This window comes from Mycobacterium spongiae (assembly GCF_018278905.1).
GTDB classification, from domain to species: Bacteria; Actinomycetota; Actinomycetes; order Mycobacteriales; family Mycobacteriaceae; genus Mycobacterium; species Mycobacterium spongiae.
The window spans coordinates 3,024,385-3,045,883 of sequence record NZ_CP046600.1 but is presented as its reverse complement, the minus strand read 5'-3'; the positions used below and the strand labels follow the sequence as shown (position 1 = coordinate 3,045,883).

The window sequence follows — 21,499 nt, the reverse complement described above, 5'->3', positions numbered from 1 at the left end:
TTTTAGATGGCGCAGCTAGAGAGATCTGGCTCACCTCACTTGGAACTTCGGGCCACGGCGAGCGCCCGCCGGTAGGGGACAATCGTCACGACTCCCGAACAGCCCGAATCGCCCTTAGCTGGCGAGCTCCAACTGAGGGACCGTTTCGCGCTTGATCTACGCATTTCTGGGCCGGATAGAGGAAATCAAGGATCGCCCTGATCTCGTTGTCGCTGCGAAACGGCGCGGGCCGAGAGGCGGGGAGCCCAGACCAGTCGGCAAGCACAGCCTCAACACCGCGCAGCAGTTCGCGGTGGTTTCGATAGGTTCGCCCGAATCCTTGCTCGACGACATAATTGGCTACGGCGATTTCCTGCGGAAGGGTACCGCCGTTGCGTTCCAGCAGAACCGGCAGCCCTTTGGCCAAAGCTTCGAAGGTGGTTCCCGGTCCTGGTTTCCCAATCATCACGTCTGCCATCTCCATGAGATGGTCGACCCGCCGGACGAAACCGAAGGTGCGCTTTGGGTACGACGTTGGCAATTGGTCGATCGCTTCGCGCACCTGGGCGTTCTCTCCGCACAGGAAAATGACTTGGATCGGCTGCTCCACTTTGTCCAAGGCCTTGGCAATCGACACCATCTTCGACGAGACGTTGCGGCCCGAAGAGACCAAGATGCACGGGCGGTCCGGGTCAAAACCAAACTGCACGGCTAGCCGCCTGGCGAAATCGCTGTCCCGCTGGAAGAATCCAGGCCGCAGAACCGGGCCACCGAGAAGCCACGCCTGCCCGGCACCTCGCCGGCGAGCCTGCGCCACCGCGTGCTCGCTGAACGCGGCGAAATAGGGGGCGTTCCGTGGGATCCATGTGCCTTGAAGGCTCTCATCCTTGTCCGTCATCAATACCAGCGTGCGCATCTCACGCCGGTTCGCTTGGCGGACAACGTTGTTCACAATCAGTGGCATGGCAACCACGACCAGGTCCGGTTGCTCCTGATCCAAGAAGTCGCCGATCAGGCGGTCGATCCCGACGCGGCGCGCCATCATGTAGAGGATCATGAATGTGTAGAAGAGACGACACATATAGCCCGGGCTGCGGAACCGGCTGAGGAGCTTGTTGTAGGCGTCATCGCCAACGCCCGCCACAAGGCGGTCCATCATGCGGGTATTCGGCTCGATGACCTCCGAATAGGGATTGACGACGCGTGCTCCCGGTCGTGCCTCGGCAGGAAGGTATGCGAGCAGGCTCTCTGCGGTAGCTCGGTGGCCGAACCCGGAGTCGGTAACGAAGATCAGGGTTTTTGGGGCCACCATCGCGGACGTGCCGCGCTCGTGCCGAATCGGCCGCGAAGCGACGCGCCTGGAGCGAAATCCGCCGGCTGAACCGAGCCACCTCCAGGACGGCCACCAGAACCAGCGTCCCAACAGGGCTGCGATGGACGGTGTCATGAAGGAGCGCACGATCAAGGTGTCGAACAGCAGCCCCAGGCCGATGGTGGTGCCCACCTGACCAATGACCCGCAGATCGCTGACCGCCATCGACGCCATAGTGAAGGCGAACACGAGACCCGCGGAAGTCACGACTTTTCCGGTACCACCCATTGCCCGAATAATCCCGGTCTTGAGTCCGGCGCCAATTTCCTCTTTGAAGCGCGCCACCAATAGTAAGTTGTAGTCAGATCCTACGGCCAGCAGAACGATGATGGACATAGCCATAACAAGCCAATGCAATTCGACTCCCAAAATATGCTGCCACAAAAGCACCGCGAGCCCAAACGATGTGCCTAGCGACAGCGCTACGGTTCCCACAATTACCAACGCGGCAACTAAACTGCGCGTGATCAGCAGCATGATGATGAAAATCAAGCAAAGTGAAGAAATCCCAGCTATCAGCAGATCATATCTAGCCCCTTCGGAGATGTCTTTAAAGATCGCTGCGGTGCCGCCTAGATAGATTCTGGCATCCTCCAGGGGAGTACCCTTGAGGGCTTCTTCAGCCGCCGTTATCAATGGGTCCACACGACCGATGCCTTCGGGGGTAGCCGGATTTCCTCTGTGAGAAATAAACAAGCGGGCCGCCTTGCCGTCTGACGACAGAAACATATCTATTACCCGCTTAAATTCCGGATTGTCGAACACCTCCGGCGGAAGATAGAACGAATCGTCGTTCTTGGCGGCGTCGAAAGCTTTCCCCATAGCCATGGGATCATCGCTCAATTCGTCCATTTGTCCATAGATTCCGGACATCGTGCTGTGCATGCTCAGAATCATGGTCCGCATCGATTCCATCGCGTCTGCCATCGGCAGAAATTGAGCAGCCATTTGCGGGGTGAGGCGGTCCAGATTCTTGATATCCTGTAGCAAGAATCTTACTTTTTCGCTAACCCGATCCGCGCTGTCGAGTGCGTCGAAAATGGACCTCAGCGACCAGCAGCTCGGGATATCGTAGCAGTGTTTCTCCCAGTAAAAGTAGCTACGGATCGGTCGCCCAAAATCATCAAAATCTGCGATATGATCGCGCAGTTCGGCTGTGATTTCTGCCATTTTCTGAGTATCGGTGGCCGCCTGATGAGTATTGTCAGCCAGCTGCAAACTCAGGTTATACATCCGTTTGGTGATCGCTATAGTCTTCGCCATCTCGTCGGCCTGCGTCAGCAGATCGTTTATCCGGTCTTTGACATACGTCAGGCTCTGCAATTGTCCGGCGTTTTGCGCGCTAATTAGGTAGGGAATTGTAGTGTGCTGGATTGGGCTGCCCTCGGGCCTGGTTATTGCCTGCACTCGAGAGATGCCCGGCACCCGGAACACGCCTTTCGCCAGCCTGTCCAGAATCAAAAAGTCCGCAGAATTGCGCATATCGTGATTCGCTTCGACCAAGAGGATCTCGGGGTTCATTCGAGATTGCGAAAAATGGCGATCGGCGGCGGAATATCCCTCAATCGCCGGGATGTTCTTGGGCGCATACAATTGATCGTTGTAGTTAGTCCGGTATCCCGGCAGCGCGAGCAGGCCGACGAGCGCGACTGTGCCCGTTGCAACGAGGATGGGGGCGGGCCAGCGGACAACGGCGGTGCCAACGAGTCGCCAGCCCCGAGTGTTGATTTTCCGTTTCGGGTCCAACAAACCGAAACGGCTACCAACGGTGAGAACGGCCGGCCCCAGAGTGAGCGCGACCGCGATACCGATGAGCATTCCCGCAGCGCAGGGCAAGCCGAGCGATTGGAAATAGGGCAGGCGCGTAAAACTAAGACAGAACATGGCACCGGCGATGGTCAGACCCGAGCCCAAGATGACGTGCGAAACCCCACGGTAGGTGGTGTAGTAAGCGGTTTCTCGATCCGCACCGGACTGACGGGCCTCGTGGTACCTGCCGACAAGGAATATCCCGTAGTCGGTTCCGGCCGCGATCGCCAGCGTAGTAATCAGGTTGACAGCGAACGTCGAAAGTCCAAAGAGCCCGAGATGTCCGAGGAGCGCAACGAATCCCCTGGCCGAAGCCAACTCGACCGCGACGGTAAAGAGCAGAATGAGCACTGTGATCGCCGAGCGGTAGACCAGGAGCAACATGATTACGATCACCGCGACGCTGGTCGCGGTGATTTTGATAACGGAGTTGTCGCCGATGTCATGCATGTCGGCAATGAGCGCCGAAGGGCCGGTGACATGGACATGTACCCCGTTGGGGGGCAGCGTTTTAGCCACGATGTCGCGTAGCGCTTCGACAGATTCGGTCGCCAGTGACTCGCCCTGATTTCCGGCGAGATTCAGTTGAACATAGGCGGCCTTGCCGTCGGAACTTTGTGCGGCCGCAGCGGTGAGTGGATCGCCCCAGAAGTCCTGCACACGCTGCACATGCAAGCTGTCGTCGTTCAGGTTCCGAATCAGATCGTCGTAGTAGTTGTGGGCATCGTCGCCTAACGGCTGGTCACCCTCCAAGACGATCATCGCGACGTTGTCTGAACCGGACTCTGCGAAGACCTCGCCCATGCGTTTGATGGCCAGTATCGATGGTGCACCCTCAGCGGTCATCGGCACTGAATGTTCTTGCCCGACCTGTTCCAACGAGGGGATCGCCAAGTTGAGCATGCCGGCGAGCACGAGCCACCCGAGGATTATCGGCACCGAAATTCTACGAAGCGTTCTGGCAATGAGCGGCTGCCCGGTGTGAGTATCGAGCCCAGCCTTACTCACGTGGGCTCAACGAGGCCGTAGGTGTTCATCGATCCTCACGCATGGAAGTCTGATCCACCGCCCTCGTTGCCCGCACATAGTTTGCTGTCCCACTGCGGTGAGCCCGTCTTAGTGGTCCACTAGCTATGCGGCGCTGTTGCCCGGCGTTCGGCAGGAAGAATCAGCTGACGACATGGCATCCAACAAACGCAGGCGGCATACGCCGGACCAGATCATGCGCAAACTCGCCGAGGGCAACAAGCTCCTCGCGTCCGGCCACGAACTCGACCTGCGTCAGATTGACAGAGTAAGGACACGAGTCTCATTGCGCCCGAGTCTCATTGCACCTTGCGTTCCGGTAACTGCTAACGGTGCGTGCTTGGGAGGTGCGAGTCACTGCGCGCGCGGCGAGGTGGGCAAACGGAGGCGATCACCTATTGGCGTCGTGCATATGAGGGGGACCCGTTTTGTGGTCCAAGGGGTGTGCGGCTGGTTTGGTGGGTCGCAGCCTACTGTAGGCCAACGCCGCCTTGGGAGTAGCGGTGCGGCCGCTAACAGAATTGCCCGAGCAGGGGGATCATTAGTGTGTTGATTCCGTCAGCTGAGGGTGGTCACGGGGAGGTTAACCCCGTGCGTTGGACGCCTTCAATCCTGGGAGTTTCCCGGGGAAAGCGAGTTGATCCAACGCGAAGGCAAGGAGATATTTCCCGGTAAGTCAAGCGTGATGCGGTCGCGCAGTTCCGGGACACCGACGGTGCGACGATCACCCAGATTGCCGCTGAGCTGAGTGTTAGAGGGGGACGCTACTCGGCGCGGTGTCGGGCGCTCGGGTGCCGATCCGACACTCCAGAAGCAAGCCACAACTCACGTCCCATGTGTAGGAATGCTTGCTTGCGGCGTGCATGTGGGATGAGTGGGGCACTTGGGCGAGCCAGGCAGTCAACTGTGTGCGCGGGGATTCCAACTCCGCATCGCGGCGTCGTGTTGATCGGCGCTGAGGGCCTCAACCGGCAGTAGGGCCTGATCGCCATCTGCGCGCATCCCGTCCAGGAAGATCGTCACGTAGCGCCGCCACAAATCGGGGCGGATATCGCCCGCGAACTCGTTGACCGCGCCGGCGATGATCGACATCAGTGCCAGGTCGCTGTCATTGATGTCCGCGCGCAGATAGCCGTCGGCCCGAGCTCTCTCCACGACTTCGGCGACCATGGGGTACAGCCGTACGCGCGCCGCCTCGACCCGATCCCCGCCGTATTCGCGACTGAACACGGCTTCGCGAAGTCCTTGATCCCGTGCCGTGAGTTGGCACATCTCTTCGACGAAGTACGCCAATCCCAGCCACGAGTCGGGCTTGTTCAAGGCGCAATGACCAAGCGCGGTGATCTCGTCGATCCCATCCTCGAAGGTGGCGTCTACAAGAGATTCCTTGGTCGGAAAACGCCGGTAGACAGTGCCTACACCGACACCGGCGTGATGGGCCACTTCATTGTGGCTGGCCTCGAGCCCACGCATGGCAAAAAGATCGCGTGCCGCGTCGACGATGCGCTGCCGGTTGTGCGCGGCATCTCTGCGTAGCGGTCGTACCGCAGCTCGCTCAGAATCCACATCCGCAGTGTAGTGAGCGAGCTAAGTGGATTGACTCTATCCACTTAGTGTCTTAGGTTTGCTCTGCATCCGGTCCGACGATTGGCCCGAGGCGAACCCTGAGTGGAAGGACAGACCACATTGGGATAGCCGACCCCAGAGCGCGGAGCGCCGACCGGACAGCGCTGCTGAGCGTCGAACTCGCTTCACGGTTCGGCGGGGGCGGCTGTCGATGAACGTGCTTAACCGTGTGTGGATTCTGCTGGCCATAAACCCGCTCGTAGCTGTCGCGGGGCTGACGTCGCGCAGAGATCGACCCCACGGCATCGAGCCGGCCCCGCCAATGACGCAAGGACAACCACATACCCGCAACGCAGCCGAAAGCGGCATAACCACAAGGCCCACGTCCACAACACCAGGACAAGGCCCACAACCATACGATTGATGGGCGCTCTAACAATTGCGAGAGGGAACTAGGAAAATGGATAAATCGGAAGAGTTCTGGGATAACTCCGCAAAGAAGTACGATAAAACCGAGGAACGATTCGAGTATATTCATAGCAAAAGCAGGGAGAACGCCAGAAAGCACCTCAAAGTTAGCGACATTATTTTGGATTATGGATGCGGAACAGGCACCACATCTTGTGAGCTTGCCAGTGAGGTTGCGGAGATCCATTCCATCGATATCTCATCTAAGATGATTGGATTAGCGAAAGCGAAAGCAGCTGCTCGTGGCGTCGAGAATGTGAGTTTTGTACAAGCCGATATCTTCGATGAGAGGTACCCGGAAGAAACATTCGATGCGATTCTAGCTTTCAATGTGTTGCACACAGTGCCTAATCCCAAGAAGGTTCTGCAAAGAATACATGGGCTGCTGAAGCCTGGGGGGCTGGTTATTTCGGTGACACCCTGCTTGCGAGATAAGCTGTCACTTTCAGTTGGTATCCAAATACAGGCGTTCCGGATATTGAGCAAAATTGGAGTAATCCCCATCCCTATAAGAAGGCTAGAAAGCTCCGAGCTGGACGATTTAATTGAAAATGGGAATTTTCAGATTATTGACACTGATAAAATATATAAAGGAGCGTCTAGCTATTTTGTGGTAGCAAAGCGGGGGTAATCCGCTCCATCCAGTTTCGGCGATCCGGTTGCTATGCAGCGTCGGGTTAGCGGGTCGTAGACCATCGTTGGGCGAATTCGGCTGGTGAGTTCGCCGTGGGCAGAGTGGGGCCTGTTGGTTTGTTGTAGTCGTGGCGCCAGTCTTCGAGTCGACACCGGTAAACCGGCAAGTCAACCCAAGCGATTGCATCGAAGACAGTCTCGTCTGCACGCAGAACATCGGTACGCAGAACGCGAGGAACGAAGCCTGGAAGCTCCTCAGCGGGGCATCGCTGAATAGTCAATACGCCAGGCTGGGACATGGATATTCGTCACTGTGACGTTTTGGGGGCTCCGGCGGGCCGGGAGGATAAGGGCCGCATCAGCACCTCGTCACCTAAGAACAAGGTCATTCATCAAGTGATTGAAACCTACTTCAAGCTGCCACGTTAACGGACGACGGCCGATGGGATGGACGGGAAGGTGGTCATGCCTGTCAGCTTGCGCCAACGTCGCCATCCGCGCAGAGAGTCCTTGCGCCTAATGCAACTTTGTGCAACCCCGCGTTGGGTGTCTACCGATAAGCGACATTATGTCAGGTTAGCCACTGCATATTGCATCAGACGTCGGGCTGCGACGAATGTGTACGGGCCGGCGTCGAGCGGTCGGGTTCGAAACGCCTCTACGGCGGTGTCGAGATCCTTGGCCATCACCGAGACCTGCGACTTAGACAGGCTGGTGATCCCGAGGGTTTCGACGAGCTTGTCCATCCGCCGCGTCGATACCCCGAGTAGATAACAGGTGGCCACCACCGTGGTCAGGGCACGCTCGGCGCGTTTGCGGCGTTCCAGCGGCCAGTCCGGGAAATACGACCCGTGCCGCAGCTTGGGGATCGCCAAGTCCAATGTGCCGGCCCTCGTATCGAACTGGCGACGCCGATACCCGTTGCGCTGATTAGTCCGCGCTTCACTGCGTTCGCCATATCCCGCCCCCGCACACCGCATCGGCCTCAGCATCCAACAGGGTGTGGATGAACGTCGCGATCAACTCGCGCAACACGTCGGGATGGGTGGCCGTGAGTCGTTGGGCCAACGCAGTCGGCAGATCGATATCGTGGGCAGTGGTCATCGCGTCGATTCCTTTGCTCGAGTGACTTTGGACGGTCCCTCGGAGAATCACGCGGTCAATCCTCGCTCGTCAACGCCTTTCCATTCGAGAGACGCGCCCTAGCCCGTCACTCCGAGATACAGCGCACGATGCTCTCGGCGACACACGCCGGCTTGCTGGAACGTCGATCTCGACTGTGGTTGACAAAGTGGCCTGCGCGGCGCCTTTGGCGAGGTCTTCGACACCGACCAGCGAACTGCTCGCCCGCACTCTGGAGCCCACCAATACCGGTGCGGGAAAGCGGACTTTGTTGAGGCCGTAGTTGATTGCGAGCTTGATTCGGTTGACAGTGTAGATCTGATGCTGCAGCCGCGGCAGTAGCGCCAGTGTCATGAAGCGTGCGCGATAGTGCCGCCGAACGGGCCCGCCGCCGCGCGTTCCGGGTCGACATGGATCCACTGGTGATCGCCCGTCGCATCAGCAAACAGGTTGACCTCGTCTTGAGTGATGGTCACCCAGTCGCTGTGCCCGATGGTCTCGCCCGCTGCGGCCGCGAGGTCAGCGACCGACTCGAAAGTGCGCATGAGTCTCTCTTCTGATTGGGGCGCTGGGCTAATGCCACCCTGCTGCTAAGGACCTTCGAATGCAAGACGGGCGGGCGGGGTTGAGGGGGAACCGTTTGGTGGTCCAGCAGCTATGCGGCTTGCCATCTGTTCATCGTCACTCCTGGCCCGACATCGGGGCACGGGACTCTCAGTTGGGTTGGACTCATTCAGTGGGACCACGCCACGGTGTCCGGTGGAAGCGCCTTGGTGTCTTCGGGGATCGCTATACGTTGAGCCCGCGGTGGTTGATCGGGCGCCGTCTGATCAGTGTTGATGTGCTCTAGCAGGAGGACGGCGATGGCCTATGTGATGGCGGCCCCGCAGGAGCTGGTGGCGGCGGTAGCAGATCTTGAGGGTATCGGCTCAGCGCTTAGCGCAGCCACTGTGGCTGCGGCGGCCCCGACCACGGCGCTGTTGGCCGCCGGTGGTGATGAGGTGTCGGCGGCTATCGCGGCGCTGTTGTCTGGGCACGCCCGCGACTATCAGGTGCTCAGCGCCGAGATGGCGGGCTTTTATCAGCAGTTCGTGCAGACCTTGAATGACGCTGGGGGCGCCTATGCCGGCGCCGAGGCCGCCAACGCTTCCCCGCTGCAAAACCTTGAGCACGACGTGCTCGCGGCGATCAACGCGCCCACTCAGGCGTTGTTGGGGCGCCCGCTGATCGGCAACGGCGCCAACGGGACCGCGCCGGGGCAGGCCGGTGGGGCCGGCGGGTTGTTGTACGGCAACGGCGGGGACGGCGGACCCAGCGGTGCCGGCGGTAATGCCGGCCTGATCGGCAACGGCGGTGCCGGCGGGAACGCGGTGACCCCCGGCTTGTTCGGTGGCCACGGCGGCAACGGCGGGCTGTGGTTCGGCAACGGCGGGGACGGCGGGGAAGCCGCAACCGGCGCCAACGGCGGCAACGGCGGCCACGCCGGGGCGCTGTCGCTATTCGGTCGTGGCGGTGATGGCGGAGCCGGCGGGGCCGGCGGGACTGGCAGTGTCGGCGGGAACGGCGGCCACGGCGGCCACGCCGGGGCGCTGTCGCTGTTCGGTAGTGGCGGTAATGGCGGAGCCGGCGGTGTCGGCGGGACTGGCGTTGTCGGCGGGACCGGCGGGACCGGCGGGACCGGCGGTAACGCCGCGCTGCTGATCGGTGCCGGCGGGAACGGCGGCGACGGCGGGACCGGCGGCAACGGGGCTACCGGGGCCGCTGGCGATCTTGCTGTCAACAGCGGTGCCGCCGGTGACGGCGGTGCCGCCGGTGACGGCGGGACCGGCGGGACTGGCGGACGGGGAGCAATCCTGTCCGGGGGCAGTGGGAACGGCGGGAACGGCGGTTCCGGCGGTCACGGCGGTGACGGCGGTGCCGGCGCGACCGGGGCTACCGGAGCGACCGGTGTCAGCGGTGTCAATGATGGTGCCGGCGGTGACGGCGGTGACGGCACTGACGGCGGCCGCGGCGGGACCGGCGGCAACGGTGGAGACGCCGGAGCCGGTGGTGAGGGCTTTTTCAGTGAGGGACGGGACGGTAACCAAGGCGCCGGCGGTGACGGAGGCGACGGCGGTGCCGGCGGGAGCCCCGGTGACGGCGGTCACGGCGCTGACGGCGTGTGGGGTGTGAACGATGGTCGCGGCGGTGACGGCGGAGACGGCGGAGACGGCGACCCCGGTGCCGGCGGGGCCTTCGGGACCGGTGGACAGGGCTCCACCCCCGGTTCGAATGGACAGAACGGCGCCACCGCCACCAGCGGCGGGAACGGCGGGAAGGGCGGGAACGGCGCTGATGCCACCGGCGCGGGAGAAGCGGGTGGGGACGGGGGGACCGGCGGTGACAGCGGGCAGGTCGGTGACGGCGGGACCGGCGGCGCCGGCGGCAACGGCGCTACCGGCAGTGGCAACGGGGCCGGCGGTACCGGCGGGACCGGCGGCGCCGGCGGCGCTAGCACCAACGGAACCGGAGGGGCCGGCGGGACCGGCGGGACCGGCGGTATCGGCTCTCCAGGCAGCGACCTCCAGGAGAGTATGGGCGGTAACGGCGGTAACGGCGGTATCGGCGGTACTAGCACTAACGGGACCGGCGGCGCCGGCGGGACCGGCGGGGCCGGCGGGGCCCCCCAGAACAACGTTGACAACACATACGGCGGTACCGGCGGTACCGGCGGTATCGGCGGCGCGAGCACCAACGGTGTCGGCGGCGTCGGCGGTATCGGCGGCGCGGGCGGTTTCGGCGGCAACGCCAATGAAGGCAGTTTCGGCGGCCTTGGCGGTGACGGCGGTAACGGCGGTGCCAGCACCCACGGAGCCGGTGGTGACGGTGGTAACGGCGGTGTCGGCGGTGATATGACCGGTGGCGGTGCGGCCGGTAGCGGCGGTAACGGCGGCAACGGCGGTAACGGCAGCGGCGGTTCCGGTGGTGACGGCAAAGCCGGCGATACGCCCGGCTTCGAAGACACGGCCGGTGGCGCCGGCGGAGCCGGTGGCGCCGGGGGTCCCGCCGCCTAGCCAGTCGACGACCGGACTGGGTAACGATTTGGCCGGGGCAGCTGATCCGTTATGCGCGCTGTAGCCCGCAGGCTCACGGAATCCGTTCTCCCAGAGCGACTACCTCCAACACCAGCCGGCGGTGTCATAGCGTCGCAACACCATTGCTGGTGAAAGCCCGGCCCGGACCAACTACGTCGGCTCGCCGCTACCGGGAATTGGTCCGAGAACTGGCCGCAGCCTTCGGCATTAGACGAGCGACTGCGTTCGCTATCTCGCACCCAAGGGGCGGGGCAGAAGATGAGGCTCTCCACGCAGGTGGCGAGCGTAGCGCGACAGTGGCTGTACGTGAGTGTTGGGCGGTCGCGTAGGTTTCTGCGCCTCTCCTCGTAAATCTTTGTCAGAGCATCTATTCCACTGCCGCGTACTTCACTGCCTTGCACCAGCGGCAATCTCCGCCGGCCTGCCGCCGTGAAGGACGGCGCCTTGGCCGCGTTGGCGCGCAAGCCGGGTCGCCCGGGTAGGCAGAGTGCCTCGGCAGCGTTCTTCTGGTCGCCTCAATCATCAGTGCCTACACAACGACTCGACATTGGAAGACACGCCCCTAGCCTAGGCGGCGGGACCGCCTTGACCAGCATGACCGCCGGCGCCACCAGCGGGAACGGCGGCACCGCCGGCACCGCCGGCACCGCCGATCCCGCCGGCGCCGTCACCGCCGTTACCGCCGCTACCGCCGGCACCGCCGTTAGCGGGCAGGGTGGCGCGCTCTTCGGCACCACCGTGACCGCCGGTGCCGCCGTCACCGCCGGCTCCGTTGGTGCTCTCACCGCCGTTACCGCCGGCACCGCCGTAACCGCCCCAACTCTGTGCGCCGCCGCTACCGCCGTCACCGCCGACGCCGCCGATCCCGCCGACACCGCCCTTTCCGTTGGTGCTATTACCGCCGGCCCCGCCGTGACCGCCGTGCCCGCCGAAACTGTATTGACTTGATTCTGTGGTGTCGGGGCCGTTGCTGCCCGTCCCGCCGGTCCCGCCGGCGCCGCCGGTCCCGTTGGTGCTAGTACCGCCGTCACCGCCGTCACCGCCGCCACCGCCGTAAATGTCGGGGCCACCGCTGATGCCGCCGGCGCCGCCGGTCCCGCCGGTCCCGCCGGCACCGCCGGTTCCGTTGATGCTGTCGCCGCCGTCGCCACCACGTCCGCCGACGCTGCCCGCTGTGGCGCCGTTCCCGCCGGTCCCGCCGGTCCCGCCGGCACCGCCGGTTCCGTTGATGCTGTCGCCGCCGTCGCCACCACGTCCGCCGACGCTGCCCGCTGTGGCATTTGCGCCGTTCCCGCCGTTCCCGCCGTTCCCGCCGCTGGTGGCGGTGGCGCCGTTCTGTCCGGTCGCACCGGGGGTGGAGCCCTGTCCACCGGTCCCGGCGTTCCCGCCGGCACCGGGGCTCCCGCCGTCTCCACCGTCACCACCAGCGCCGGCGTTCACACCCCACACGCCGTCAGCGCCGTGACCGCCGTCACCGGGGATCCCGCCGGCACCGCCGTCGCCTCCGTCACCGCCGGCGCCTTGGCTACCGTCCCGTCCCACACCAAAAAAGCCCTCACCACCGGCTCCGGCGTCTCCACCGTTGCCACCGGTCCCGCCGCGGCCGCCGTCAGGACCGGCACCGCCGGCACCATCATTGACACCGCTGACACCGGTCGCCCCGGTAGCCCCGGCACCGCCGGCGCCACCGTCACCGCCGCGACCGCCGTTCCCACTGCCCCCGGACAGGATTGCTCCCCGTCCGCCAGTCCCGCCGGTCCCGCCATCACCGCCATCACCGGGGGCACCGCTGTTGACAGCAAGATCACCAGCGGCCCCGGTCCCGCCGGTCCCGCCGTCGCCGCCGTTCCCGCCGGCACCGATCAGCAGCGCGGCGTTACCGCCGGTCCCGCCGGTCCCGCCGACACCGCCAGTCCCGCCGACACCGCCGGCTCCGCCATCACCGCCACTACCGAATAGCGACAGCGCCCCGGCGTGGCCGCCGTTGCCGCCGTTGGCGCCGGTTCCGGCTTCCCCGCCGTCCCCGCCGTTGCCGAACCACAGCCCGCCGTTGCCGCCGTGGCCGCCAAACGCGCCGGGGGTCACCGCGCTCCCGCCGGCCCCGCCGGCTCCGCCATCACCGCCACGACCGAATAGCGACAGCGCCCCGGCGTGGCCGCCGTTGCCGCCGTTGGCGCCGGTTGCGGCTTCCCCGCCGTCCCCGCCGTTGCCGAACCACAGCCCGCCGTTGCCGCCGTGGCCGCCAAACGCGCCGGGGGTCACCGCGTTCCCGCCGGCACCGCCGTTGCCGATCAGGCCGGCATTACCGCCGGCACCGCTGGGTCCGCCGTCCCCGCCGTTGCCGTACAACAACCCGCCGGCCCCACCGGCCTGCCCCGGCGCGGTCCCGTTGGCGCCGTTGCCGATCAGCGGGCGCCCCAACAACGCCTGAGTGGGCGCGTTGATCGCCGCGAGCACGTCGTGCTCAAGGTTTTGCAGCGGGGAAGCGTTGGCGGCCTCGGCACCGGCATAGGCGCCCCCAGCGTCATTCAAGGTCTGCACGAACTGCTGATAAAAGCCCGCCATCTCGGCGCTGAGCACCTGATAGTCGCGGGCGTGCCCAGACAACAGCGCCGCGATAGCCGCCGACACCTCATCACCACCGGCGGCCAACAGCGCCGTGGTCGGGGCCGCCGCAGCCACAGTGGCTGCGCTAAGCGCTGAGCCGATACCCTCAAGATCTGCTACCGCCGCCACCAGCTCCTGCGGGGCCGCCATCACATAGGCCATCGCCGTCCTCCTGCTAGAGCACATCAACACTGATCAGACGGCGCCCGATCAACCACCGCGGGCTCAACGTATAGCGATCCCCGAAGACACCAAGGCGCTTCCACCGGACACCGTGGCGTGGTCCCACTGAATGAGTCCAACCCAACTGAGAGTCCCATCGAAAACCTGGCGCGACCGCCTCAACGATCAGATCGCCGCATTGGAAGTCCTACGCGACCACCTCGACTCCTGCATCGGATGCGGCTGCCTCTCACTGAAACGCTGCGCCATCACCAACCCCGCCGACACCGCCGCCCACGCCGGCCCCGGCGCGGTCTATCTGCCCAAAACGCTGCGCTGAAAGCTCACGATTCCACAACGACGCGGATCGACCGTGGCGCCAATCCCACGATCCGATGTGCCAGAGAAGACGCTTGACTTCAAGCGCAGTTGAAGTTCTACGGTCGTCCGTATGAGCCACGACACGGAACCGACGGAAAACACAGCCCAACGCGTGGCGGCGGTCAGTGCGACCACACAAAGACCCGGTAGCGCGAGGACCACATTCGTCTCGCAGCGGTGATGAGCGCAGCTCTGGCAGTGACGACGTTCGGGTTGGCGGTCACCCCAGGAGTTTCATTCCAACTGGCGGTGCCTTGCTGCTGGCCGCTAGCTAGGTTGAGAACGGACACAAACCCCCGTGTCCTGTCTCGTTACAGATGACGGCGGTCCGGACCTCCCGGCATAGAGCATGCGTTCTGAGCAAGCAACTAATACCAATAATTGGTATACTTTTCGCATGGGTAGGAACACCTCGTTCAGCCTGGATGAGCACTTCAACGCGTTTATCGAGGACGAGGTCGCCTCAGGACGATATAGGTCGGCGAGCGACGTCGTACGCGCCGCACTGCGGCTGCTCGAAGAACGCGAAACACGTTTAGATGCCCTCCGGGAGGCACTGATAGCTGGTGAAAATAGCGGAGCCCCAACGCCGTTCGAGTTCGACGCTTTCGTGTCGCGGAAGCGCGCCAGAGCACCTCACGGGCGGTGAGCCAATATGTGCTGTCCCCCGCCGCCCAGGCCGATCTGGAGCAGATTTGGGACTTCACCAGTGAACGGTGGAATGACGATCAGGCCGAAGCGTACGTGCGCGTGATTCAGCGTGCCGTTGAGCTTGTGGCTGACAACCCGCTCATTGGGAGGTCTTGCGACGAGGTTCGTGCCGGCTACCGGCGGCATACTGCGGGATCACACACGCTTTATTACCGTGTTGGCGCCGGCGGGGATCTGGTCGAGGTGGTGCGCATCCTCCACAAGCACATGGATGTCGACCGGCATCTCGACTGACGTGCACCCGCCGCGGTCCGAGCAGTCGGACGTTCGCTCGGAACCGCCAACTTTACTGATACGCAACAGCGTTTCCGAATCTCAACGTTCCTGGCGCTGCCCTGGAAGTGACCGCCAGCCCAGCTAGGACCGGACAGTTGGCCACTGCTCCTCCCATCGTTTTCAGCCGCGTTGCAAGACTTTCCGCCCGCCGTCCCTGTGGTGCGGACCTGTGTCGGCTGTAATGACGGCTGCAGACCCGGGGCGTTCCGATCTCGGTGCCGACCCCGCGGTGCCGCATCCCGTGCCGCTGGATGTCCTCATCGGTTTGGGATTCAGCGCCGTTGACAAGTGGAAAAGACTGGTGTCTGAGGCTCACGCCGCTGATACGCGGTTTGGTGTTGAGCTATCCGGTGAAGGATTCGTGGTTGATGATCCGCGACATAGCGGAATGATCTGGGTTGGCCGTTAGGCCGCTGCCTGTCATCTCCCGGCAGTGGAGGAATATGCAGGAGTCGAATATGCAGGGTTACCAGTAGACTCCGCCGTTTTCATCTGATGAATCACGGACGTTCGGAGGCTTTCCAAGGGAATACGACGGAATCGAATATGGCTGGGTCACCAGTCAACTAGGCCGGATTACACGGTTGCCCAGTACTTGTCACCCCTCTAGCGAGCAAGGCCAAGAGCCTTGGCGGCGAAAGTCTCGGTTCGTACGTCAGGCGCCTTAGGGCTTTCCCTCGACGAAACCGCCTGACCGTCCCAGGCACCACAATCGGTCCCCATGCGACTGCTCCGCCGTCGATGCAGCAGGCTGGCCGCGTGGTCTGCTGCATACGCTAACTCCGAGACGCGCGAGTACGTCCCCCGCCTTCGGATCCAGGCTTGCACCACTGTCCACCACGACAGTCATGCGGCTGATCATGACGTGCGAACAGTTGATTGGGCGGGGCCACGTGCGCCGCGCGGTGGCGGTGATCCGAGACGGCGTGACAGTGATCGGTCCCGCTAGCCAATGCTGGCGGGTGCCGGTGTCCTCCGCGGTGACTGTGAGGGTTTGGCCCTGACCCATGTCACCGGTAAAGGCCGCGTTCAAGTGCGCGGAGGAGTCCCAGAGCGGACGCGATGTCGTGCTCTTGGCCGGACGCTTCGAGCGCGTTTCCGAGCAGGCGCGCCCAGGCCGCCCGCACCCGGGTGAGGTTCTCGGCGGCTTTCGGGGTGCCCGTCAGCAGCGCCTGGCGGTTGTCGGTCGGGTCGGCGGTCCGCTCGACCATGCCCTTGGCCTCGAGTCCGCGCAGCGCCCTGCTCAGGTTAGTGCGCTGCAGCCCGGTAGCCGCCGCGACGGCACTTGGGCTGACGCCGGCGTGGTGATCGATGTAGTGCATCACCGTCACCTCGGTCAGCGATAGCTCAACCAACGACGAGTCACCGGCGGCTTGGGTGCGCACCGCGCGGCCCAGGGTGAGCACGAGGTCTGCGAGGTCGGCCAGCCGCGCGTCATACCGATCGTGCTGCTGGTGTGACGGTTGCATGAATCTACCCTACATGATAATTATGGATTGATAATTATCAAACGATAAGTCCTCTTGTTCGGAGCGTTCCGTGACCACAGCCGTCGATCCGTCGCCGCACCGTGACGCAGCACCCCGCATCCCGCTAGGACTGCTGGCCACCCTCGCCCTGTTGTCCGCCGTCGCCCCATTCTCCACCGACCTTTACTTGCCCGCTTTCCCCCAGATGGCGGCCGACCTTTGCACCTCCCCGACCAACGTGCAGCTCACGCTGACCGCATGCCTGCTCGGGCTGGCCATCGGCCCGCTAGCCTTCGGTCCGCTGTCGGATCGCATCGGTCGGCTTCGACCCCTGCTGGCCGGCGCCGCGATCTGCGTGCTGGCCAGCCTGGCCGCCGCGCTGGCACCGAGCATCCAGGTGCTGATTGCGGCCCGCTTCGCGCAGGGATTCGCTGGGGCAGCCGGCATGGTGATCGGCCGGGCAATCATCGCCGACCTGGCTACCGGCCGTGCCGCCGCCCGCGCGTTCAGCCTGTTGATGCTCGTCGGTGGGCTTGCTCCCGTCGCCGCGCCCCTGGCCGGCGGCTTCATCGTCGAACCGCTGGGCTGGCGAGGAGCGCTGGCCGTCGTCCTGGGGCTATCGGTCGCGATGCTGGTGGCGGTGCTGGTCGTGGTGCGCGAATCGCACACTGCACAGCGCCGCGCACAACTGCATCAACAGAAGGCCGTCGCTGGATCACCGCTGCGCGACCTCACCGGCCGCGCCTTCGTCGGACAGCTGATCGCGTTCGGCTTCTCCTTCGCGATGATGATGGCCTATATCTCGGCGTCGCCTTTCATTTACCAGAACATGATGGGACTCTCGTCGGCCCAGTACGGCGCGGCGTTCGGCATCAACGCTCTGGGGCTTCTGCTGAGCAGCGGGCTCAGCGCGCGGCTCTCGGCGCGCCACGAACCGCGCCGGATTGCGGCCGTCGGGCTCGCAATCATCCTCGGCGCCAGCGGCACTGTGCTGGCGCTGACGGTCGCCCGCGTGCCTGCGGGCTGGCTTGCTGTGTCGCTGCTGGCCGCCGCCTGCGGCATGGGCCTGGTCTACGGCAACACGACGGCGCTGGCACAAGCCGCGGCTCCGCGCGCGTCAGGCGCGGCCTCGGCCGCTCTAGGGACCGCGCAGTTCCTACTCGCGGCGGCCGCCTCCCCCCTCGTCGGGCTGGGCGGCGCGCATACCGCCACGCCGCTGGGCATCGTGATGCTATGCGCAGCGAGCATCGCCTGCGCCGGCTTCGTAGCCGCCGGCCGGCCCTCCGCCTCGCGGCAACCCTCTGCGCCCCCGGCCCTTCCGCGAGCTGAGGGGAGATACGGTGAGCGCCGATGCGAAACTAGCGAATTGTGCTCCATGGGTGTCGTTGGTGGTCTGAATCCGGCAGGCGTACTGTCGTGACACCAGTCCGGTTGGGGGCGCTGGGAGACCCATCTCGGCCTCGTATTTCTTGGCCCCGCGGAGTGGCGCCAGCGGCCACCCGCGTTAGATCGGGCAGTGCCGTCGACCTAAATCCCGAGAAAGTGCAGCATTCGAATATGCAGTGTTACCCGTAATGAACGCCGTATTTCGGCGCTGCCCAACGGGTCTCGCCTATCGAGCAAGGCCAAGGAATGCCATCATCGCCCGGTCGACCTCTACTACTTGTTCCGCTGTCAGTCGGCCGACTCGGTCTTGGACGTTCGATCTTCTGACGGTGGTCAGCTTGTCGATCATGACATCACTATCGTGATCGAGCCCGGATAGCCGACCGTCTCCACCGGTGATCCGAATGCGCATTAGCGGTGCGTCCAACAGCGTGCTGGTGATCGGCGCAACCGTCACCGATTTCGTGACATCAAAGAGGTCATCCTGAACGATGACCGCCGGACGCGGTTTCATCGCGTAGACATCCCCCGCGACGGTCCAGATCTCCCCTCGGTTCACTCCTCGTCCCATGGCGTCGAGACGGCCTTAATGAAGTCCTGGTGATCGCTACTTTCGTCCGCTCGTGCGACCAACGAGGCCTGGCGATGCGCCTCGGCGGCAAAACTCTCAGTCCGCACGTCAGGCACCCAGACCTGTAGCGGGCGCAGGCCCCGCTCCCGCATCCGCCGTCGGTACTCGGCGACCCTCTCTCTTACTGCCATGCGGCTATGTTACATGTAACAGGGGATCTTAGCGGTCGGAGAGTCGGATTATCTGGGACCAGCAAACAGACACCCACCTACCGGTCGCGATCGACGGGTTCGCCCGGGCTGCCTGAAGCTGGTCATCGCACGAGCACCTGGGGCTATTCCGATGTTGGCACACGACTTGCGACCAGGGTGGAATACGACGAGATCGAATATGCAGGGTTACAGTCAAGTCCGTTCTTATTGGACGAATCACCACCTCCCGAGCATGAACCTGTCGGCCACCAACATTCATTGATGCCTGGCTGAGGCGGGGCAGTAAAGGGCAGCTCCATCTGCAGCTTTGCTGCCCCTAGAATACCTACGATTGACTTGTGCCCCAACAGGTTTATGATGTACCGACCGTCGGCTTCGCTATGGGCACAGCACAAGTCGCAAGGCTGCGTGGCAGGTCGTCGGATTGAACCACGGCGGCATATCGCGAGCCCGACTGCTCGTGGCCGAGACCGCGATGTCTTGGATATCGGTGTCTCGTCACAGGTCAAGACTGCAAGCGCCAGAGAGGCCTCCGCGTCGGGCCGGAAGGTAATTGTCGAGCCTTGTGGATTGGGGTGTTTCAGGCGAGCCGCTCACCGCAGTAGAGCGAACGTACAACCAACAACCCGCCACGCGGAGTGGGGCATGGGCGTGCGGTTGGCTGGCAGGTTGGTCAGAGGAACTTCCTGGCGGCGCGGTATGACTCATGGGCCTGGTCGTGAAGGCTGCGCGCGCGGTGTTCGTCGGACATGATTTCGACGCCCCACGGACCTTTGAAACCGCTGGCTCTTACCGCGGCCACGAATCCGGCAACGTCCATTTCACCCTCGCCGGTGAGCTTGCGATCGTGCACTGCTTCATGGAGTAGGTTATCGCCGACGGGCTCGGCGGGGCCATCATCGAGCTCCACTCCAATGACGTAGTGGCCAGGCAGCGCGGCGATCTCCTCGAAATTGTCCGGACCCCGAGCGATGTGCCACAAATCCAGCATTAGTCCCGCGTTAGGCGAGCCGGCACGGTCGACAATGGCGACAGCCTTCTCGATCGAGTTCACGATCGTAAAGGGCATGATCTCAATTCCCACCGCACAACCCGCCACGGCGAAGGCGTCGCACACCGAAGCCAGGACCTCGCCGTAGAGATCAACGTCAAGGGGCTCTTCCTCGAGGCTGCCCGCGATCTTCACGAAGCTTGGACGGAAAAAATGAGCCGCACGCACCAAGTACTTGCAGTCCTCGTCGAACTTCTGGCGTGGCGGGCCCGTGGGCAGCCAGAGCACTTCGATGTGGACGTGCTCCATGCCGGTGATGCGGAGGTGATCACGAACCTGGGTCCAGCCGACGGTCTTCTCTGCAACCTTTAAGTCATCTCCCAGCAGCCCAAAACCGGTGTAGCCGGCCTCTGCGGCCGCTGTGATTCGATCGATCAGGGAGAACTCGCTGAGGTCGTGGCCAATCATCGGGCCTGCTGAGCCGGCGGTCGTCCAACACGCTGCCGACAGTGCAACGTTCTGCGTCATTCGATCAACACCTTCACAGTCGAAGCGTCCTCATGGTGCCGAACAGCACGAGGGGTTTTCGGCACGTATCGCCCGCCCGATCCCCCACCGTCGTCATTCACTGGAGTCTGCAGATAACAGCGTAATTCGTAGTGCTAGGCACTCGGCTCGCAGTTCGCGATGGCATCGGCGAAAGCCATCCGGTTCTCGGCAATGTCGATATTCAGCTGCACAATGGGAAGGTCCGCCGACCATCGTGTGTTGACGGCTTGGGTGAAGGCAGCCGCTCTCTTTCGTGCCGCCGCACAGTCGTTGGGCTGGTCGCTGCGGTTGACATACCCGACGGCCACGATCGACCCCACGTCCCATTGAGCTTCGAGATGATTCATCGTGCAGTTCGTGGGGTCGGTGGAGCAGTGGTCGGCGTAGGCCGCCAACATCTGCGCCTGTTCGTCGGGGCCGAACTCACACCGAGGATCCTTCGGCTCGGCCGAGCACGGTGGGCGTTGCTCCCCCGCCGTATGTGCGGCGTTCTTGTTGCAGCCGTTGCGCAAGGCATCCTGCGCATACTGGCAGTGGACGTCAACACGCGCGGGATCCATCAGCAGATACACGTCGTTGGGCTTCCAGGTTGGATCGGTGATGGTGCCGAGCACGGCGCATTCTTGCGGAATCGGTTTCGCACAAACCCCGTACAACCGCACCGGAAGACCTGCACGCAGGAACGTGGCTGCCCCGGTGATCACCGCGCAACCGTCGTGCTTGCCGTCGGCCACGGCTCCGACGTCGCCGCAGTCAATCGGCTGATTGAACTCGAACCTGTTGGGCGCCTCGATGAAATCTGCTGGAGAAGCACCCGAAGACGGTCCACCGAGCGCTCCCACAACGTCCTTTATCGCGCAGAAGTCGACAATCGCCTGATCGGACCACGGGTCCGCCCTGTCCCCGACGCAGTTTTCCGGACTACGCAGAACCACACCGGGTCCTGAGTAGAGCACGTTCAGGTGAGCAGCCGCTCCGGCTGAGCTGTTGTTGTCCGCGGCGGCGACTGCAGCCAAAGCCGGCGAGGACATGCAGAGTGCCGTCAGGAAGGCCCAAACTCGGCGACCACCCCTGGGGCCGGGAGCGGGGCGAGCGGGGGCATCTTTCGTCGGTTTCACTGTAAACCAACGGAATT

General features: G+C 63.6%; 14 protein-coding genes and 3 pseudogenes. 6 read left to right on the top strand and 11 right to left on the bottom strand.

The window, feature by feature from the left end:
* Positions 1–85: 85 nt before the first annotated feature.
* The 3 genes and pseudogenes from F6B93_RS22870 to F6B93_RS12395 all read right to left on the bottom strand — a co-directional run bounded on the left by F6B93_RS22870 (position 86) and on the right by F6B93_RS12395 (position 5,752).
* Positions 86–619 carry a glycosyltransferase gene (locus F6B93_RS22870; protein ID WP_246541137.1) on the bottom strand — a complete coding sequence of 178 codons (534 nt, stop codon included), beginning with the start codon at positions 617–619 and terminating at the stop codon, positions 86–88.
* 696 nt (positions 620–1,315) lie between these two features.
* A pseudogene (locus tag F6B93_RS12400) lies at positions 1,316–4,168 on the bottom strand (MMPL/RND family transporter); the annotation flags it as partial.
* 918 nt (positions 4,169–5,086) lie between these two features.
* Positions 5,087–5,752, bottom strand: coding sequence for a TetR/AcrR family transcriptional regulator (locus F6B93_RS12395; RefSeq protein ID WP_211695367.1), 666 nt, complete (start codon positions 5,750–5,752; stop codon positions 5,087–5,089).
* 460 nt (positions 5,753–6,212) lie between these two features.
* On the opposite strand from F6B93_RS12395, the gene F6B93_RS12390 reads away from it, so the two are divergent.
* Positions 6,213–6,851 carry a class I SAM-dependent methyltransferase gene (locus F6B93_RS12390; protein ID WP_211695366.1) on the top strand — a complete coding sequence of 213 codons (639 nt, stop codon included), beginning with the start codon at positions 6,213–6,215 and terminating at the stop codon, positions 6,849–6,851.
* 595 nt (positions 6,852–7,446) lie between these two features.
* Here F6B93_RS12390 and F6B93_RS12385 read toward each other — a convergent pair.
* Both F6B93_RS12385 and F6B93_RS12380 read right to left on the bottom strand, forming a co-directional pair.
* Positions 7,447–7,957: pseudogene (locus tag F6B93_RS12385) on the bottom strand (transposase); the annotation flags it as partial.
* 106 nt (positions 7,958–8,063) lie between these two features.
* Positions 8,064–8,520: pseudogene (locus F6B93_RS12380) on the bottom strand (MaoC family dehydratase).
* Positions 8,521–8,838: 318 nt separating this feature from the next.
* On the opposite strand from F6B93_RS12380, the gene F6B93_RS23395 reads away from it, so the two are divergent.
* Positions 8,839–11,028 carry a PE family protein gene (locus tag F6B93_RS23395; RefSeq protein WP_211695365.1) on the top strand — a complete coding sequence of 730 codons (2,190 nt, stop codon included), beginning with the start codon at positions 8,839–8,841 and terminating at the stop codon, positions 11,026–11,028.
* 588 nt (positions 11,029–11,616) lie between these two features.
* Here the strand turns inward: F6B93_RS23395 and F6B93_RS12370 are convergent.
* Positions 11,617–13,818 carry a PE family protein gene (locus tag F6B93_RS12370; protein WP_211695364.1) on the bottom strand — a complete coding sequence of 734 codons (2,202 nt, stop codon included), beginning with the start codon at positions 13,816–13,818 and terminating at the stop codon, positions 11,617–11,619.
* 778 nt (positions 13,819–14,596) lie between these two features.
* Here F6B93_RS12370 and F6B93_RS12365 point away from each other — a divergent pair.
* The 3 genes from F6B93_RS12365 to F6B93_RS12355 all read left to right on the top strand — a co-directional run bounded on the left by F6B93_RS12365 (position 14,597) and on the right by F6B93_RS12355 (position 15,595).
* Positions 14,597–14,848 (top strand): type II toxin-antitoxin system ParD family antitoxin, encoded by a 252-nt coding sequence (locus tag F6B93_RS12365; protein ID WP_211695363.1) that lies wholly within the window; start codon positions 14,597–14,599, stop codon positions 14,846–14,848.
* Positions 14,845–15,144, top strand: a complete 300-nt coding sequence (locus tag F6B93_RS12360; protein WP_211695362.1) for a type II toxin-antitoxin system RelE/ParE family toxin — start codon at positions 14,845–14,847, stop codon at positions 15,142–15,144. Before F6B93_RS12365 ends, F6B93_RS12360 begins: the two co-directional genes overlap by 4 nt.
* Before the next feature lie 211 nt (positions 15,145–15,355).
* Positions 15,356–15,595, top strand: coding sequence for a hypothetical protein (locus F6B93_RS12355; RefSeq protein ID WP_211695361.1), 240 nt, complete (start codon positions 15,356–15,358; stop codon positions 15,593–15,595).
* A gap of 601 nt (positions 15,596–16,196) precedes the next feature.
* Here F6B93_RS12355 and F6B93_RS12350 read toward each other — a convergent pair.
* Complete coding sequence (locus tag F6B93_RS12350) at positions 16,197–16,655, bottom strand: MarR family winged helix-turn-helix transcriptional regulator (protein ID WP_211695360.1); 459 nt, start codon at positions 16,653–16,655, stop codon at positions 16,197–16,199.
* A 70-nt stretch (positions 16,656–16,725) separates the two neighbouring features.
* On the opposite strand from F6B93_RS12350, the gene F6B93_RS12345 reads away from it, so the two are divergent.
* Complete coding sequence (locus F6B93_RS12345; protein WP_211695359.1) at positions 16,726–18,075, top strand: multidrug effflux MFS transporter; 1,350 nt, start codon at positions 16,726–16,728, stop codon at positions 18,073–18,075.
* A gap of 192 nt (positions 18,076–18,267) precedes the next feature.
* Here F6B93_RS12345 and F6B93_RS12340 read toward each other — a convergent pair whose 3' ends face one another.
* The 4 genes from F6B93_RS12340 to F6B93_RS12325 form a co-directional block, all read right to left on the bottom strand.
* Positions 18,268–18,600: a type II toxin-antitoxin system PemK/MazF family toxin gene (locus tag F6B93_RS12340; RefSeq protein ID WP_211695358.1), complete on the bottom strand. Its 333-nt coding sequence runs from the start codon at positions 18,598–18,600 to the stop codon at positions 18,268–18,270.
* Positions 18,597–18,803: an antitoxin MazE-like protein gene (locus F6B93_RS12335; RefSeq protein ID WP_211695357.1), complete on the bottom strand. Its 207-nt coding sequence runs from the start codon at positions 18,801–18,803 to the stop codon at positions 18,597–18,599. Before F6B93_RS12335 ends, F6B93_RS12340 begins: the two co-directional genes overlap by 4 nt.
* Before the next feature lie 694 nt (positions 18,804–19,497).
* Positions 19,498–20,343 carry a sugar phosphate isomerase/epimerase family protein gene (locus F6B93_RS12330; protein WP_211695356.1) on the bottom strand — a complete coding sequence of 282 codons (846 nt, stop codon included), beginning with the start codon at positions 20,341–20,343 and terminating at the stop codon, positions 19,498–19,500.
* Between the two features lie 134 nt (positions 20,344–20,477).
* Entirely contained in the window at positions 20,478–21,395 is a 918-nt protein-coding gene (locus tag F6B93_RS12325; protein WP_211695355.1) for a hypothetical protein, read from the bottom strand.
* Positions 21,396–21,499 lie beyond the last annotated feature (104 nt).